The organism is Bradyrhizobium sp. Ec3.3 (assembly GCF_000472925.1).
GTDB lineage: Bacteria > Pseudomonadota > Alphaproteobacteria > Rhizobiales > Xanthobacteraceae > Bradyrhizobium.
Genome location: NZ_AXAS01000009.1, coordinates 101,574 through 117,403, shown reverse-complemented (window position 1 = coordinate 117,403; position 15,830 = coordinate 101,574). Strand labels below are relative to the sequence as shown.

Annotated in this window: 13 protein-coding genes; 8 read left to right on the top strand and 5 right to left on the bottom strand. The window is 65.2% G+C overall.

Annotated elements, in window-relative coordinates; all coding sequences use genetic code 11:
• Positions 1–17: 17 nt before the first annotated feature.
• Both asd and YUU_RS0110790 read left to right on the top strand, forming a co-directional pair.
• Positions 18–881 (top strand): archaetidylserine decarboxylase, encoded by an 864-nt coding sequence (asd, locus tag YUU_RS0110795; protein WP_027522375.1) that lies wholly within the window; start codon positions 18–20, stop codon positions 879–881.
• Between the two features lie 72 nt (positions 882–953).
• Complete coding sequence (locus YUU_RS0110790) at positions 954–1,517, top strand: NUDIX hydrolase (RefSeq protein WP_027522374.1); 564 nt, start codon at positions 954–956, stop codon at positions 1,515–1,517.
• 45 nt (positions 1,518–1,562) lie between these two features.
• Here YUU_RS0110790 and YUU_RS0110785 read toward each other — a convergent pair whose 3' ends face one another.
• Together YUU_RS0110785 and YUU_RS0110780 are read right to left on the bottom strand one after the other, a co-directional pair.
• Positions 1,563–2,963: a FecR domain-containing protein gene (locus YUU_RS0110785; RefSeq protein WP_027522373.1), complete on the bottom strand. Its 1,401-nt coding sequence runs from the start codon at positions 2,961–2,963 to the stop codon at positions 1,563–1,565.
• A gap of 197 nt (positions 2,964–3,160) precedes the next feature.
• Positions 3,161–3,949 carry a DUF2147 domain-containing protein gene (locus tag YUU_RS0110780; protein WP_027522372.1) on the bottom strand — a complete coding sequence of 263 codons (789 nt, stop codon included), beginning with the start codon at positions 3,947–3,949 and terminating at the stop codon, positions 3,161–3,163.
• Between the two features lie 451 nt (positions 3,950–4,400).
• On the opposite strand from YUU_RS0110780, the gene YUU_RS0110775 reads away from it, so the two are divergent.
• Positions 4,401–4,736, top strand: a complete 336-nt coding sequence (locus tag YUU_RS0110775; protein WP_027522371.1) for a hypothetical protein — start codon at positions 4,401–4,403, stop codon at positions 4,734–4,736.
• A gap of 373 nt (positions 4,737–5,109) precedes the next feature.
• A complete protein-coding gene (locus tag YUU_RS0110765; RefSeq protein ID WP_027522370.1) occupies positions 5,110–6,330 on the top strand; it encodes an extensin family protein in 1,221 nt (406 codons plus the stop codon).
• A 424-nt stretch (positions 6,331–6,754) separates the two neighbouring features.
• On the opposite strand, the gene YUU_RS0110755 is transcribed toward YUU_RS0110765, so the two are convergent.
• The 3 genes from YUU_RS0110755 to YUU_RS0110745 form a co-directional block, all read right to left on the bottom strand.
• Positions 6,755–7,948: a LanC-like protein gene (locus YUU_RS0110755; RefSeq protein WP_027522369.1), complete on the bottom strand. Its 1,194-nt coding sequence runs from the start codon at positions 7,946–7,948 to the stop codon at positions 6,755–6,757.
• A complete protein-coding gene (locus tag YUU_RS0110750) occupies positions 7,945–8,304 on the bottom strand; it encodes a DUF6665 family protein (RefSeq protein WP_027522368.1) in 360 nt (119 codons plus the stop codon). Before YUU_RS0110750 ends, YUU_RS0110755 begins: the two co-directional genes overlap by 4 nt.
• A gap of 164 nt (positions 8,305–8,468) precedes the next feature.
• Positions 8,469–9,104, bottom strand: a complete 636-nt coding sequence (locus YUU_RS0110745) for a TetR/AcrR family transcriptional regulator (protein WP_027522367.1) — start codon at positions 9,102–9,104, stop codon at positions 8,469–8,471.
• Between the two features lie 184 nt (positions 9,105–9,288).
• Between YUU_RS0110745 and YUU_RS0110740 the strand changes: the two genes are divergently transcribed.
• The 4 genes from YUU_RS0110740 to YUU_RS0110720 all read left to right on the top strand — a co-directional run bounded on the left by YUU_RS0110740 (position 9,289) and on the right by YUU_RS0110720 (position 15,818).
• The gene (locus tag YUU_RS0110740) at positions 9,289–10,611 is read left to right on the top strand and encodes an HlyD family secretion protein (protein ID WP_027522366.1); all 1,323 of its coding nucleotides are present in this window, start codon (positions 9,289–9,291) and stop codon (positions 10,609–10,611) included.
• A gap of 25 nt (positions 10,612–10,636) precedes the next feature.
• Complete coding sequence (locus YUU_RS0110735; protein ID WP_027522365.1) at positions 10,637–12,220, top strand: DHA2 family efflux MFS transporter permease subunit; 1,584 nt, start codon at positions 10,637–10,639, stop codon at positions 12,218–12,220.
• Positions 12,221–12,555: 335 nt separating this feature from the next.
• The gene (locus YUU_RS0110725) at positions 12,556–14,355 is read left to right on the top strand and encodes an ABC transporter ATP-binding protein (protein ID WP_027522364.1); all 1,800 of its coding nucleotides are present in this window, start codon (positions 12,556–12,558) and stop codon (positions 14,353–14,355) included.
• A 62-nt stretch (positions 14,356–14,417) separates the two neighbouring features.
• Positions 14,418–15,818 carry an MATE family efflux transporter gene (locus YUU_RS0110720; RefSeq protein ID WP_027522363.1) on the top strand — a complete coding sequence of 467 codons (1,401 nt, stop codon included), beginning with the start codon at positions 14,418–14,420 and terminating at the stop codon, positions 15,816–15,818.
• The last annotated feature ends 12 nt before the right edge of the window (positions 15,819–15,830 follow it).

Here is a 15,830-nt window from a genome sequence, read left to right as displayed (position 1 = left end):
TACCTGCTGACAGATTCATGACAGTCAAAGCCCTCATCGCCTCTTTCACCCAGCAGGAAGACCTCAATTTCCTGCTGACCAACCGCATTCCGCGCGCCGCGCTGACCCGTTTCATGGGCTGGTTCTCCAAGATCGAGAATCCCCTGGTGCGGGACGGCTCGATCGCGCTGTGGAAGCTGTTCTCCGACCTCGATCTGTCGGAAGCGCGCAAGACCCAATTCAAGAGTCTGCACGACTGCTTCACGCGGGAGCTGAAGCCGGGGCTGCGGCCTTACGAACCGGACCCCGCGATCGTCGCCAGTCCCTCCGACGGTATCGTCGGCGCCCACGGCAGGATTGCCGATACCGAGCTGTTCCAGGTCAAGGGCGCGCCCTATTCGCTGCTCGACCTCCTCGGCGATCCCGCTTTGGTCGAGCAGCATCGCAACGGCTCGTTCGTCACGCTGCGGCTGACCTCGAGCATGTACCACCGCTTCCATGCGCCTTACGACGCGCATATCGAGCGCGTCACGCTGATCCATGGCGATGTCTGGAACGTCAACCCGATCGCGCTGAAGCGGGTCGAGCGTCTGTTCTGCAAGAACGAGCGCGCGGTGATCCGCACGCATTTGTCGAGCGGCGAGGCGGTGACGCTGGTGCCGGTGGCGGCTATTCTCGTCGCGAGCATCCGGCTGCACTTCCTCGACATGGTGCTCAATGCGCAGAGCCGCGGCCCGGTCAATTTCCCGTGCGACGTCAAGGTGAAGAAAGGCGAGGAGCTCGGCTGGTTCGAGCACGGCTCGACCATCATCATCCTTGCTCCCGGCGATTTCACGTTCTGCGACGGGATTGCCGAGGGCACGCGCATCCGTGCGGGGCAGGGGCTATTGCGCCGGAAGTAGCCTTCAATCCGCCGTGTCGGCGACCTATGTCGTCCGCGGGGACGATTCGATCGACACGACGGGTATTGAGGGATGGCGCGGGCGCCGGTTCTGGCGGCAGGAGGAATTGTGCTGCGGCGTGACGCGCCGCTGATCGCGGTGGTGCGCCAGCGCAAACGCAACGAATGGGTTTTGCCCAAGGGCAAGCTCGACGATGAGGAGACGCCGAAAGAAGCCGCGCACCGCGAGGTGCTGGAAGAGACCGGCCACGAGGTCGCCATCCACGAATTTCTGGGCACGCTCGCCTATCCATCCGGCGGCCGTTCCAAGATCGTGCATTTCTGGCGCATGGAAGCGGACGGCGGCCCGGTCCGCAAGCTGATGAACGACATCAAGGCGGTCGACTGGTTGCCGCTCGAGGATGCGGTCGCGCGGCTGTCGCGCGAATATGAGCGCGCGTTCCTCATTCATGTCGGCCCGATCGCGCTCGCCGCCGCCGGTCTCGCGCCGGCCGATGCTGAAACTACGCCGCCACTTGCCATGGACGACGTCGATGCCGCGATGCAGACGCTGACGCCCGCGGAGGCGGCGTCAGTCGAGGAGCTGCGCCATGGCTTGCTGCAGAAGGTGAAGGCCTGGCTCCGCGGCGAGGCGTAAGAACGGGGAGAGGGAGTGCACCGCCGCTTGCGGAAACACTCCGACCTACCTCCGCTCTTTATTCTCCTTCGGCGGCGGCGCGGGCTTGCGCGGTGCCGGGCGTTGCAGGCCCGGCAGGCGCTGCTGCAATCCGCCTTGCCGCTGCATGCCGCCTTGCTGCGGCTGGACGGCGTTGGGCACGGGCTGACCCTGCTGGCCGCTGCGTGGTGACTGCGGCGCGGGCGTTGCGCCTTGCTGTGGCGTCGTGCCCGGCTGCGACAACGGAGCCTGTCCGCTGCGCGGCGCTTGTGGATTGGTCACACCGCCCGGCGCCTGTCCGGCGCGCGGTGCGCCCTGCTGCTGGCCTTGCCCGGTGCGCGGCGTGCCCGGCTGACCCGCGCCGCCTTGTCCTTGCCGCTGCGGCTGCTGCGTGCCCTGACGGTTCGGCGCACCCGGTTGCTGCTGCTGACCCGGACGGTTGTTCTGTCCGGGCTGGCCATTGGGCCGCTGCGGCTGTTGGCCCGGCTGACCATTCGGCCGCGGCTGTTGCTGCTGCGGCGCCGCCGGCTGGACCGGCCGCGGAATGCGCGGGGTCGCGCCCGGATTGGCCCTGCGGAATTCGCGCTGCTCGGTGACGATCTGCCGACCGGTGGTCTGGGCCTGGTGCACCTGGCTCACGAAGACGCGGTCGCGCGCGACCTGTTGCGGAGCAATCGTGATTGGCACCGCGGCAAAACGCGCCGCGCCCGTGCCGGGCCGGATCGCAAAGCCGGATGCGCCTTGCGTCAGCGCGCCGAGCCGCGCGCCGCTGGTGCGGTCGTTGACGTCGATGTGGCCGACCCTGCCGTCGGCGTCAGGATAGAGCTTGATGTTGACGTTGTTGGTCGCGGCCGCCGCAGCGCTTCCGTCCGCCGGCACCTCGATGACGCCGGTGGTGCCGCGGATGCCGAGCGTCGCCGTCGGCGTCGTGATCTTCATGTCGCCGGTCTTGGCCACCGCCGCGGCGACGAAGGCGACCGTGCCCTTGCCGACGTCGAAGATCGCGGAATTCTGCTTGCCGCCGTCCTCGTAGACGTAGTTGTCGATCGCGATCTTGGCGCTGGCGGACAGATTGAAAGTGGTGGAATCGTTGAAGGCGATGCTGAGCGAGGAGTTCGAGGCGGTCTGCACGACGTCATTGAGATAGATGTCGTCGCGCGCCTTCAGCGGATAGGAATTCTTGTCGCGGATCACGGTCGCGATCCCCGTCACGGTGGCGACGTTGCCGATCGGCTCTTGGGACGCGGCGGTTTGCGCGTCAGGCGCCGGTGTTGCTGATGTCGGAGAGGGAGACGGTGTCGGCGATGCCTGCGCCGCCGGCTGCGCCTGCGCGAGCTGGGTCGCGTCGGATGCGCATGCGTCCGTCGCGCCGGCCAACGAAACAACCAGCAGCGGAAGCGCGAGCACGCAGCGGCGCCAAGCCAGCATCAAAGCCACAGTGAGGTCCCGGTGAAGACACGAGGCGAGATCCGCCGATTTCAGCCGGAGATGGCTGAATGGCGGATGAACATCTGTCGCACAGGCGCTGCCAACGTTCAAACGCCACGTCCCGGATTTCGGGACGTGGCGCCATTATGAGAACAAGAAGGCTTGCCAGCGGCGTCGAGGGTGACGCGCTCCGCGCGTCAGCTCACGCGCTTCCAGGTCTGGCCGCCGCAGAACATGCCGCCGAAGGCGCAGCCCTGCACGCGGAGCAGGTTCGAGCCCTTCATCGCGATCGTCGAGTCGTAGTTGCGCCCCGAATCGGGATCGTGGATGCGGCCGCTCCACTTGGCGCCATCGGGCTTCATGTTGATCAGGATCTTCTCGTTGGTCTTCTCGGCATAGCCGCAGAGATTGGCGCCGCATTGTTCGACGCGCACATTGCCCTTGTTCTCCTCGGTCGCCCACACGCCGAGCGGCGTGGTCGAAGCGGGGGCGGGCGCAGCCGCAACAGGCGTCGGCGCGAGCGCGACTGGTGCGGCAACCGGTGCCGGCGGTGCAACCGGGGCCGCTTGTGGCGTGACATTGGCGTCGACGGCCGCGGTGGTGGCCGGTGGGGCAACGGTCGGGGACGGCGCGGGCGGCGCGGTCACGATCGGAGCGGCATGGACGGTCGCCTGGACCTGGGGTTGCGGCGCCGGTTGCTGTGCGGCGGGCGCCGGAGCCGGCGGGGCCGTAGTCGTCGTGCTCGACGACGCTGTGTCGTCATCGTCCTTGGAGCCGAATCCGTTGAGGTTGATGTTGTTCAGCCTGATCGGCTTCTTCGACAGGCCGGGCGCCACGATGGTGACGCAGTTCAGCGAGGCGCAGTTTCGCGGGGCCTGGATATGGATGCGCTGCCCTTCGATCTCGAAGGAGATCGCATTGCCGGCATGGGCGATTGCGGTCGAAGCGAGGAAGAGCGCGGTAGCGGCGACAGAAAGCCTTGTCATGGCAGCCTCCCAAATGCAGCGTGGAAACGGTGTGGCCGGATGTCGGTGATCGACTGAGCGTGGTTCGACCTTATGCGGGGCCCGCCGCGGCTTCCGTGACTGATGTCACAGGCGTCGGCGCCGTCGGAGTGAGCTGCTTCACATTCGTTGGGTGCAGCTGACTGACTTTCGTGCCACGCGACCGCTGCACCCTCGCCCCCTGTGGGAGAGGGTGGATTCGATGCGAAGCATCGAAGCCGGGTGAGGGGTCTCTCTCCGCGAACTCATGCGCATCTGTAAGCGCGGATAGAACCCCTCATCCGGCGCTTCGCGCCACCTTCTCCCGCAAGGGGAGAAGGGACAGGAGCGCGCCGCGTCGCGCCTATCAAATTTGTAATCGTCTCTCAGCGAACCCGCGTCTCCCTTGCATGCGACCGATGGATGAACACGGTCTGCAAAGGAGCTTTCAATCATGTCCCGCCTCATCCTCGTCGCCGCGCTGCTCGCCGGTAGCGTCGCCACGGCGCGTGCCGACACCGATATCTATCGCAACGTGTTGAAGCAGTCGCGCGGCCACGACGAATTGCAGGTGGACGGCGCGTTCTGTGACGCGCAGTTCGGCAAGCCGCAGAACGGCACGGTGACGTCACGCGACTACAAGCGCTGTATGCTGTCGCGCGGCTGGCGCTTCAGCCATACGGTTCGCCGGAAGGACGACCGCTATCCGGACCCCGACAATTCCGGCATGATGTGCCGCGATTTCAAGATCGGCGGCGTCACGGGATCGGAGTGCTCGAATTACGACTGAACTCTGCCGACGACTGAACTCTGCCGCGTCTGGCTCGGCGCACCATGACCCGCGCGCGAGATCGCGCGCGCTCCCGCTACCTGTCGTCGATGTCTGGAAACTAGATCACGCCGAGCACGATGGCTCCGACAAAGGCTATCGCGAGGTACGCGGTCACAACGCTCAGTCTGCCGACGAACGTCATAAAGGAGCTCCCTCTGTTCGCGCGTCTTTGCGCGCAACCAACAAGTTAACGGAGAGTCCGTCGGCGAAAAAGTCAGTCCTGGTGTCGCTTACCCGCCGCGTCCGCCAAAACGGGCCGGCCCGTATGGTTAAAGAAACGTAAAATCAATGCGTTGAAGAGTCCTTAAGTAAATTCACCGAACGTGCGTGCATGACGCGCGGAGTTCGTTTGTATCTCGTCGGCTCCATCGTCCTTGTTTCGCTTGCGGGTTGCGGACGCGGCTTCTTCCAAGCCGAACGCGAACCGTGGCGGGCCGAGGCGGAAGCCGCCTGCCTGAAATCCGGCGCGGTGAAAGAGAGCGCCGAGATCGTCCGCATCGAGCCGATCTCCGGCCCTGGCGCCTGTGGAGCCGAGTTTCCGCTGAAAGTGGCCGCCATCGGCGAAGCGAGCAGCAGCTTTGGCTTTGCCGATGAGGAGCTGCGTCCGCCGGCGAGCATCGGCAACCAGCCGCGCTGGCCGGGAAGTCAGCCGAGCTATCCGCAAGGCCAGAACTATCCGAACCAGGCCTATCCGAACGCCTCGAGCTATCCGCAGCGTCAAAACCAGCCGTCCGGCTATGGCGGAGCCTCAGGCCCGATCTCGCTCAGCGCGCCCGGCGTCGCGCCGCCGGAGGAGGACGAGATTGACCTGCCGCCCGAGGGCACCGATGCGGCGGGAGCGGCGCGCTACATGAACGCACCGAGCTATCCGGCGCGGCCGAATTACCCGTCGCAATCGCAGCCATCTTATTCACAGCGTCCCGAGCAGCAGCCCTTGCCGCGGCTTGGTCCTGCGCAGGGAAGTCCGGTCGGCGCCGTCGGCCCGGTCGCGGTGAAGCCGACCGCGACGCTGGCCTGTCCGATCGTCTCCGAGCTCGACCGCTGGTTCGCCGACACTGTGCAGCCCTCGGCGATGCGCTGGTTCGGCCAGCGCGTGGTCGAGATCAAGCAGATCTCCGCCTATTCCTGCCGCGGCATGAATGGCAATCCGCACGCCCACATCTCAGAGCACGCGTTCGGCAATGCGCTCGACATCGCCGCGTTCACGCTCGCCGATGGCCGCCGCATCTCGGTGAAGGACGGCTGGCGCGGCCTGCCGGAGGAGCAGGGCTTTCTGCGCGACGTGCAGTCCGGCGCGTGCGCGCATTTCACCACCGTGCTCGCGCCGGGCTCCAACGTCTATCACTATGATCACATCCACGTCGATCTGATGCGCCGCGCCAGCCGCCGCCTGATCTGCCAGCCGGCCGCCGTCTCCGGCGACGAGGTCGCCGCCCGCGCGCAGCAGCGTAATCCTTACGCCAACTCCCGCGATCCCTACGTGACCGGCTCGCTCGGTCGCAAAGCCAAGCGCGAGAAGGTCAACGAGGAAGACGAATTCGAGGACGAGTAGGGGGACGCAGGCACGGCGGACGACGGTCGCGAAGCTCGCGCCGCACGATGCGCGCGATCAACCAAGAGCGCACGAGGTGACGCTCAGCGTCCTCAGATTGAAAATGCAGTTCATTTGCTGGGTGTCGGCTACTTCATAGTCTCTTTCGAGCCGACCATTTAAGCTTTCGGCAGAACCGTTCGGGAGGCAACGATGACACCCGATTGGCTTACTGTCCCAGCGACGATCGTCTGCATTTTTGTGCTGACCATTGCCGTCTTGATTGCCGTCGGCGCCTGGTAGTCAGGCAGTTCAAGACTGTTTCAGTGCGCCCGGTAGACAACTATGAACACGCCCGAATGCTATGCGGTGGCGGTCGCTTGCGCCTCGTGCCCGACCAATGTCGTTCTGATGGCTGTCGGGGCCTGGTAAGCCACACCTCGGATCAGAACACGTCGATTGTCGGGAAACGCGGCTCTCCGGTGATGCAGTCCCAAAGGTATATCGCCAGGCCGACGTCGCCGGTCCAAAGCGAATAGCGTCCGCGGCCGACGACGTGCTTGGCGCCGCGATACTGGACGATGGCCGTCATGGCGAATTGGCGCGCACGGTCCAGCCAGACTGGATCGTTTGTGCGGCGATAAAGTTTGAGGAATGCGTAGCCGTTCCCGCCGGTGCCGTGGCATAGATTCGACCCCTTGGTCAGCGGTCCGGCGGTCCAGGTGAATCGGCCGGCATCCAACAGAAGTTCATCAAGGTCAGGTGTCGCGAACGGCGCGTCGGCAAATGTCGTCACCATGCCTGGTGCGCCGTGGCAGTGCTGGCACAAGGTCGGCGGCGTCTCGCGCTTGCTTTTCGCGCCCCAATTGGTTCCGACCTCAGAGCGCCACGCATTCGCTGCGAGGCTTCTCGGCACAAAATCGGCCACCTGCTCCTGCTGCGCGGGCGTCAACCAGTCCCATCCGCGCATCAACGGAATGACGTTGCCGGCGAAGCCGTGTACTGGCCCAAGCCAGCGGTCGTTGGCGCCGTAAAGATCTTGTGTCCAGAGCGGACCTTGTGGCGTCTCCTCCAGATCGGCTAACAGCCGGGCCGCCTGCGCTTCGAAGAGCCCGCGCCATTGCGGCTCCCGTGTCATCTCGGCCATGTGGATCGCGGCCAGCATGGATCCGGGCATGCCCCACATCAGTTCACGGATCGGGAGCTCGATATTTGCTTCTGCGCGCACATGCACGAGATCGGCCAGGCTTGACGTGGGAGCAAGACGCATGGCGAGAAGTCCGGCTCCCATGTCGCCAAAAAGCAGCGAGCCATGCTTGGCATAGCCGGCCGGCGAATTGCTCTCGAACCTGGCGGAAGTCCGCTCCAGGAGCTTCGGCAGCACCGGGCGAAAGTCTTCAGCGACAAGGCTCGCGCCGACACGATGCAAATAGTCGAGCGCCCAGATCACACCTGCCGCGCCATAGTAGAAGCTGGGGTTGCCGTCTCCCACCCAATCATCGCCGGGGTGACCGGGCCAAAACGTCTCGGGATCGAAATCAGCGATGGCATCGGCAACGATGTCATCGATAGCGGTGCGAACAGCCAACTCGCTCCAGGCGTCGTGCACAAGCGCGCGATGGCGACCGAGGGTGATCATGATCTGAGTCTTGCGGCCCGCATCGACGGCGCCGGGACCAGCCCCATGCAGCGCTGCACCTCGCCAGGCACATTGTAATCGCGCATGACGGGGCGGCTGTCGCGCATGCCGCACGCCTCCCGCTGCACCACGAACATCCAGAGCGCGTGGCCCGCCTCCATCACCAGGGCGCGCCGCGCCTGCTGCGTCGATGCCGGCGCGTCCGAGGGCGGATGGGCGGCATCGAATTCGCGCAGCTTCGCGAGCGCTTGTTCCAGCGCCCGTCCCATCCGCCCGAACGCAGAGGCCTGCTCCTGGACGATCTCATAGTTGAGAACGTCGACCGGCGTGCGGTGAAGGCGAAGATCAGGAGGCATGGCTTATTTATAGCGTCACGTGGTGCGCATGCGCAACGCGGTGGTTCTGAACAGGTTTCGTCATTGCGAGCGCAGCGAAGCAATCCAGAATCTTTCCGCGGAGATAGTCTGGATTGCTTCGCTGCGCTCGCAATGACGTGGTTAGGTGTACGGCCTTGCCGTTCTCACTTCCCCCGGTACGCCGCCAGAAACATCCGCGTCGCGCTGTCGACCACCTCGGTCATGCGCTCTTCCGATGGGGCCGGCGCGGCCTGGAAGACGAAGGGCAGAAACAGCGAGGCCTTGCACAATTCCATGAACTGGGAGGCGGCGAGGTCGCAATCGTCGATCGCAAGGTCGCCGGATGCCACATGCGCCTTCAGATAGTCGGCGAGCCGGTTGATGGTCTTGTCCAGCACCCGTCCATAGTAGCGGCGGCCGACATCCGGCATGCGCTCGGCGATCGCCATCACGGTGCGGATCGCCGATCCGCCGCCGGGCCGGCACAGCAAATGGATATAGGCCTGGCCGAATTCCTTCAGCGTGGTCTCTGCATCGCGCGCGGGGTCGAAGTTGAAGACGACCTGGCCGTGCTGAAGCGCTTCCTCCTCGAGGATGGCTTCGAACAGCGCGCATTTGTCGGCGAAGTAGACGTAGAGCGTGCCCTTGGAGACGGCGGCCGCGCGCGCGATCTCGCCCATGCTGGCGCCGTCGAAGCCGAGGTCCATGAACACCCTGCGGGCGCCATCGAGAATCTGGCGGCGCTTGGAGCTGTCCTCCTCGGAGACGATAGCGACGGTGTCGCGAATGGCTGCAACCATTGATTCAGGGTTCCCTGAGGTTTTTGGCGCCGGAAACCCAAAGCAAGGATTCCCGCCACTAGGGTCCGGCCGGGGAATAATGTATATTGACCGAACGGTTCGGTCAATGCTATTTGTCGTTCTGCGAAGGCAATGGGGCCGCATCGCGGACCGCCCGATCGCGTGTTTTTGTGGGGAGGCCTTTATGGCCGTATCGAGAGACCAGGCCGCGCGCATCCTTCGCCAGGATTCGCTGGAGCAAGCGCCAGCTCAGGGCGAAGCCGCGAGCGACAATGCGGCACTGGCCGAGCAGTTGCGGACCGTGGCCGAAGAGAGCAAGCGCCGCACGGCCGAAACACCGGAGAAGCCGGCAATCGAGAAGCCCGCCCCGGCTATGCCGGCAACCGGAGCGCCTGCACCGAGCGCCGCCCCGTCGAAATCCGGCAAGCGCAAATTCGTCCTGATGGGCGTCGGCCTTCTGCTTGCGCTCGCGGCCGCGAGCTATGCCGGCTACTACACGCTGGTCGGCCGCTTCTACGTCTCGACCGATGACGCCTATGTGCGCGCCAACAACACCATGCTGGGTGCGCGCGTTGCCGGCCACATCTCCTCGATCCTGCCCGGCGACAACACGCTGGTGCATGCCGGCGACGTCGTCTTCCGCATCGATGACGGTGACTACAAGATCGCAGTCGACGCCGCCGCGACCAAGATCGCGACCCAGCAGGCCACCATCGATCGCATCGGCCGCCAGGTCGCAGCGCTCGACAGCCAGGTCGTGCAGGCGAAGGCGCAGCTCGTTTCCGCCGAAGCCGGCCTCAAGCGCGCCGACCTCGACTATGAGCGCCAGCAGGCGCTGAGCAGCAAGGGCTTTGCCTCGCGCGCGACGTTCGAAACCTCGGAAGCCGGACGCGACCAGGGCGCCGCCGCGGTCAAGGCCGCGCAGGCCGCTTACGACGTCGCAGTCAGCAATGTCGACGTTGCCAAGGCACAGCAGGCCGAAGCGCAGGCGCAGCTTGCGGAGTTGAAGACCGCGCTCGCGAAGGCCGAACGCGACCTCAGCTTCACCTCGGTGCGCGCGCCGGTCGACGGCACCTTCTCCAACCGCCTCGTCAACACCGGTGACTTCGTCGCGGTCGGCCAGCGGCTCGGCAACATCGTGCCGCTCGACGAGGTCTATATCGACGCCAATTTCAAGGAAACCCAGCTCAAGCGCATCCGTCCCGGCCAGCCGGTGACGATCAAGGTCGATGCCTACGGCATGCGCAAATTCAGCGGCGTGGTCGACAGCATCGCTGCGGGCGCGGGCTCGGTGTTCACGCTGCTGCCGCCGGACAACGCCACCGGCAATTTCACCAAGATCGTGCAGCGCGTGCCGGTCCGCGTCCGCGTGCCGAAGTCGGTCGCGCGCCAGAACCTGCTCCGCGCCGGCATGTCGGTCTACGCGACCGTGGACACCAACAAGGGCGCGGTCGACGCCGACAGCGAGGTCGATCTCGACGACCCCACGATGATCCATCCGCAGTAAGCGAAGAGCGCTGCGAGGCCAGACGATGGCAACCGCCACCACCGCTTCTCCCGCCATGATGGCGAACCCCGCTTCGGAGCGCATCGCGCCGAAGCGGCTGTTCGCCTTCATCATCATGGTGTTCGGGATGTTCATGTCGATCCTGGACATCCAGATCGTCTCGGCCTCGCTGTCCGAGATCCAGGCGGGCCTGTCGGCGAGCCAGAGCGAAGTCTCCTGGGTGCAGACCGCCTATCTCATCGCCGAAGTGATCGCGATCCCGCTGTCGGGATTCTTGTCGCGCGCGCTCGGCACGCGGCTGCTGTTTGCGATCTCGGCGGCCGGATTCACGCTCTCGAGCTTGCTGTGCGGCTTCGCCTCCTCGATCGAGGAGATGATCCTCTGGCGCGCGCTTCAGGGGTTCTTGGGCGCCGGCATGATCCCGACGGTGTTCGCCTCCGCCTACACCGTGTTTCCGCGCACGAAATTCCACATCGTCGGACCCATCATCGGTCTCGTCGCGACGTTGGCGCCGACCGTCGGTCCGACCGTCGGCGGCTACATCACTGATCTGATGTCGTGGAACTGGCTGTTCTTCATCAACGTCGTGCCCGGCATCGCCATCACGCTGGGTGTGCTGACGCTGGTCGATTTCGACGAGCCGCATTTCGAGCTGCTCGACCGCTTCGACTGGTGGGGCCTGATCTTCATGGCCGGCTTCCTCGGCTCGCTGGAATATGTGCTCGAGGAAGGCCCGCAATATGAATGGCTCCAGGACACGTCTGTCGCGATCTTCGCCTGGGTCTGCGCCATCTCGGCGATCGCCTTCTTCTGGCGCGTGTTCACCGCGACGGAGCCGATCGTCAATTTGCGCACCTTTTCCAACCGCAATTTCGCGGTCGGCTGCGTGCTCCAGTTCTGCATCGGCATCGGGCTCTATGGCCTGACCTATATCTATCCGCGTTATCTCGCCGAAGTGCGCGGCTACAGCGCACTGATGATCGGCGAGACCATGTTCGTCTCCGGTGCCACCATGTTCCTGGTCGCGCCGCTCGTCGGCCGTCTGATGCTGCGCTTCGACATGCGCTACATGATCGCGTTCGGGCTCATCGTGTTCGCGATCGGCTCCTACCAGATGACCTGGATCACGCGCGACTTCGATTTCTACGAGCTGTTGCTGCCGCAGATCCTGCGCGGCATCGGCATGATGTTCGCGATGGTGCCGACCAACAACATCGCGCTGGGCACGCTGCCGCCGGACCGGGTCAAGAACGCCTCCGGCCTGTTCAACCTGATGCGCAACCTCGGCGGCGCCGTCGGCCTCGCTGTGATCAACACCGTGCTCAACAGCCGCACCGATCTGCACATCACGCGGCTTCAGGAGCGCGTGACCTGGGGCAACGCGACGGCGACCGAGACGCTCAACACCTTCATGCAGAAATTCCAGGGGCTGGGCGATGCCACGCTGATGGCGATGAAGCAGCTCACCCAGATCGTGCACCGCCAGGCCGTTGTGATGGGCTATGGCGATGCCTTCTTCATGCTGACGCTGTTCTATCTCAGCCTGAGCCTGCTGGTGACGCTCCTGAACAAGCCGGCGTCCCTCGCCGGCGGCGGCGACGCGCATTAAATTTGCAACACTCGCGCGACATCTTGCGCGAGCGGTGTTGCAAATCGCAACCGACACATCTATAAAGCGTGCCTCATTGCTCGAACCGGGGAGAGATTTGCATGATTTCGACGCATTCGCAGATCGCACGCCCGCGCTCGATGTCTAACTTTTTCAAGCTCGGTGTGTGCTCGGTCCTCTAGAGACCGTTTTCGCCAGCTTCGACCGGGCCCGATTCCCCGGCCGCCCCATCTCCCAAGCGACAACCTGATCTAGCGACGCCGTTTTCGGCCTTCGTGGCCGTGATGCGTCCATCAACGGAGCCGGACTGCGCCAGAGCGCAGCCGGATAACGCCATGACCGCACTGTCAAAAAAGCCCGCGGCGATACGCGTGGTGCTGCCCTTCGTGTTCCGCCACTGGCTGAAGCAGCCGGGGCGCGCGCTCGCGGTCGCCGGCGGCCTGTTGGGCGCGACGGTAGCCGACCTCCTCATGCCGGTGTTCTCCGGGCGGCTCGTCGACGCCCTGACCCACGGTCCCGACGATCCCGTCGCGCGCCATGCGGCGCTGGTCGCGTTCGGCGCGATCGTGGCGCTCGGCTTCACGTCGATGGTGCTGCGGCTGTCCGGGTTGCAGGTGATCGTGCCGTTCACGCTGAAGCTGATGTCTGACATCGCGCAGGACGCCTTCATGCGCGTGCAGCGCTTCTCGACCGACTGGCATGCCAACTCGTTCGCCGGCTCGACGGTGCGCAAGATCACGCGTGGCATGTGGGCGCTCGATCTCTTGAACGATACCATCCTGCTGGCGCTATTGCCTTCCCTCAGCGTGCTCGTCGGCTCGATGATCCTGCTCGGGGTGCACTGGACCTCGCTCGGTGCGGTGATTGCGCTCGGCGCTTTGGTCTACGTGACGATGACGGCGCTGTTCTCCACGCGCTACATCGCACCGGCCGCGCGCGTCTCCAATGCCTGGGACACCAAGGTCGGCGGCACGCTCGCCGATGCGCTGACCTGCAACGCGGTGGTGAAATCGTTCGGCGCGGAGGCGCGCGAGGATGCGCGGCTCGCCCGTGTCATCAAGCGCTGGCGCGTGCGCGTGCGGCGGACCTGGCTGCGCTACAACTACACGGCGCTGGCGCAGCTCTCGCTGCTGCTATGCCTGCGCGCGTCGGTGATCGGCGGCTCGGTGCTGCTGTGGATGGCGGGGCGCGCCTCACCCGGCGACGTCACCTATGTGCTGACTAGCTACTACATCATCCACGCCTATCTGCGTGACGTCGGGATGCACATCAACAACCTGCAGCGCTCGGTCAACGACATGGAGGAGCTGGTTGCGATCCATGACGAGCCCATCGGCATTGCCGATGCGCCGGATGCGACGCCGATCCTGATCGAGGGTGGCCGCATCGTGTTCGACGACGTGACCTTCCACTATGGCGGCCATCGCGCGCCGCTGTATGACGGTCTGTCGATCGACATCCGCGCCGGCGAGCGGGTCGGTCTCGTCGGCCGCTCCGGCTCCGGCAAGACGACCTTCGTCAAGCTGGTGCAGCGGCTCTACGACGTCTCTGATGGCCGCGTGCTGATCGACGGGCAGGATATTGCGAAAGCGACGCAGCAATCGCTGCGCAGCCAGATCGCGATCGTGCAGCAGGAGCCGATCCTGTTCCACCGCTCGCTCGCCGAGAACATCGCCTACGGCCGGCCCGGCGCCAGCCTGGAGGCGATCGAGCAGGCGGCGCGGCTGGCGAATGCGCACGACTTCATCCTGCGCCTGCCCAAGGGTTACGGCACCCTGGTCGGCGAGCGCGGCGTAAAACTGTCGGGCGGCGAGCGGCAGCGCGTCGCGCTGGCGCGCGCGTTCCTGGCGGATGCGCCGGTGCTGATCCTGGACGAGGCGACGTCGAGCCTCGATTCGGAATCGGAGGCGCTGATCCAGCAGGCGATGGAGCGGCTGATGAAGGGCCGCACCTCGATCGTGATCGCGCATCGCCTGTCGACGGTGCGCAGCATCGATCGCATCCTGGTGTTCGACCGCGGCGAGATCGTCGAGCAGGGCACCCACAAGGCGCTGACGGCGCGGCCAGGCGGACTCTATCGCGGCCTGTTCGAGCGTCAGGTGATCGAGTTCAGTCACGACGTCGCGGCGGAATGAGGAAAGGAGGCGTGGCCGACGGATGGAGAATCCGCAAAGGCCACGCCGCAAATGGAAACGACATGAAAGACCTGACACGCGGCTCCATCGTAAGCCACATCCTGACCATGGCACCCCCGATCGTGGTCGGCATGGTCACGATCATGATCTGCCAGCTCGTCGATCTCTATTTCGTCTCCGGTATGGGCGAGGCCGCCGTCGCGGGCGTGGCCGCGGCCGGCAACGCGGGATTCCTCGTCAATGCGCTGATGCAGGTGCTCGGCGTCGGGACCGGCGCGCTGATAGCCCATGCCGTGGGACGCAAGGATCGGACGGACGCCAATCTGATCTTCAACCAGGCCATCGTCCTGTCGGTGCTGTTTGGGCTCTCGACACTGGCCGCAGGCTCCGCGCTGTCGCGCTCCTACATGCATTCGATTGCCGCGGACGAAGCCACCATCGAGGCGGGCAGCACTTATCTCCTGTGGTTCGTGCCGGCTCTGGCGCTGCAATTTGCCATACAGGTGATGGCGTCCGCGCTGCGGGCGACCGGCATCGTGCGGCCCACCATGCTGGTCCAGGCGCTTGCGGTCGTCGTCAATATCGCGCTGGCACCGGTCTTGATCGCGGGCTGGGGCACCGGTCATCCGCTCGGCGTGGCTGGCGCGGGTCTCGCAAGCTCGATCGGCATTCTGACCGGCGTGCTGATGCTGTATGCGTATTTTCGTAAGGTGGAGCGCTATGTCGCCTTCGACCCCGCGCAATGGCGTCCGCAGCTCCATCATTGGAAGCGGATTCTCAATGTCGGCCTGCCGGCCGGCGGCGAGTTCGCGATGATGTTCGTCTTCATGGCGGTGGTCTACTACGTGCTGCGCGATTTCGGCGCGGCGGCGCAGGCGGGGTTCGGGATCGGTCAGCGGGTGCTGGCCCTCATCCAGATGCCGGCGCTTGCGGTTGCGCTCGCAGCCGGGCCGATCGCCGGCCAGAATTTCGGCGCCGGAAATGGCCCGCGCGTGCGGGAGACCTTCGTCAAGGCGGCGCTGATCGTGACCGTCGTCATGATCGGCTTCATGATCCCGGCGCAATTGAGACCGGACCTCCTGCTCGCCGGATTCTCGAACGATCGGGAGACCATGAGGATCGCCTTCCTGTTCCTGCGGATCATCTCATTCAACATGGTGGCGCAAGGCCTGATCTTCACCTGCTCGAGCATGTTCCAGGGCCTCGGCAATACCAAGCCGGTGCTGTTGAGCTCGGTGACTCGCCTGCTCACCTACTCGCTGCCGGCGATCTGGTTGTCGACGCGGCCGAACTTCCAGATCGAGCAAGTCTGGTATCTCTCGATCGCGGCGACCACGCTGCAGGCCTTCTTGAGCGTGTGGCTGCTGCGCCGAGAGTTCAGGAAGCGCCTGCCGTCTGCGGACGCCGGTCTCGTGCGTGCCGAGGCGGAGGTCGCGGCCGTCGGCACGACCGCGGCTGAATAGGCTCCTCCGGCT

Excerpts from the sequence above, each read along its gene's own strand:
- asd (WP_027522375.1), top strand. The coding sequence starts at position 18 with ATGACAGTCAAAGCCCTCATCGCCTCTTTCACCCAGCAGGAAGACCTC.
- YUU_RS0110790 (WP_027522374.1), top strand. The coding sequence starts at position 954 with ATGGCGCGGGCGCCGGTTCTGGCGGCAGGAGGAATTGTGCTGCGGCGT.
- YUU_RS0110785 (WP_027522373.1), bottom strand. The coding sequence starts at position 2,963 with ATGCTGGCTTGGCGCCGCTGCGTGCTCGCGCTTCCGCTGCTGGTTGTT.
- YUU_RS0110780 (WP_027522372.1), bottom strand. The coding sequence starts at position 3,949 with ATGACAAGGCTTTCTGTCGCCGCTACCGCGCTCTTCCTCGCTTCGACC.
- YUU_RS0110775 (WP_027522371.1), top strand. The coding sequence starts at position 4,401 with ATGTCCCGCCTCATCCTCGTCGCCGCGCTGCTCGCCGGTAGCGTCGCC.
- YUU_RS0110765 (WP_027522370.1), top strand. The coding sequence starts at position 5,110 with ATGACGCGCGGAGTTCGTTTGTATCTCGTCGGCTCCATCGTCCTTGTT.
- YUU_RS0110755 (WP_027522369.1), bottom strand. The coding sequence starts at position 7,948 with ATGATCACCCTCGGTCGCCATCGCGCGCTTGTGCACGACGCCTGGAGC.
- YUU_RS0110750 (WP_027522368.1), bottom strand. The coding sequence starts at position 8,304 with ATGCCTCCTGATCTTCGCCTTCACCGCACGCCGGTCGACGTTCTCAAC.
- YUU_RS0110745 (WP_027522367.1), bottom strand. The coding sequence starts at position 9,104 with ATGGTTGCAGCCATTCGCGACACCGTCGCTATCGTCTCCGAGGAGGAC.
- YUU_RS0110740 (WP_027522366.1), top strand. The coding sequence starts at position 9,289 with ATGGCCGTATCGAGAGACCAGGCCGCGCGCATCCTTCGCCAGGATTCG.
- YUU_RS0110735 (WP_027522365.1), top strand. The coding sequence starts at position 10,637 with ATGGCAACCGCCACCACCGCTTCTCCCGCCATGATGGCGAACCCCGCT.
- YUU_RS0110725 (WP_027522364.1), top strand. The coding sequence starts at position 12,556 with ATGACCGCACTGTCAAAAAAGCCCGCGGCGATACGCGTGGTGCTGCCC.
- YUU_RS0110720 (WP_027522363.1), top strand. The coding sequence starts at position 14,418 with ATGAAAGACCTGACACGCGGCTCCATCGTAAGCCACATCCTGACCATG.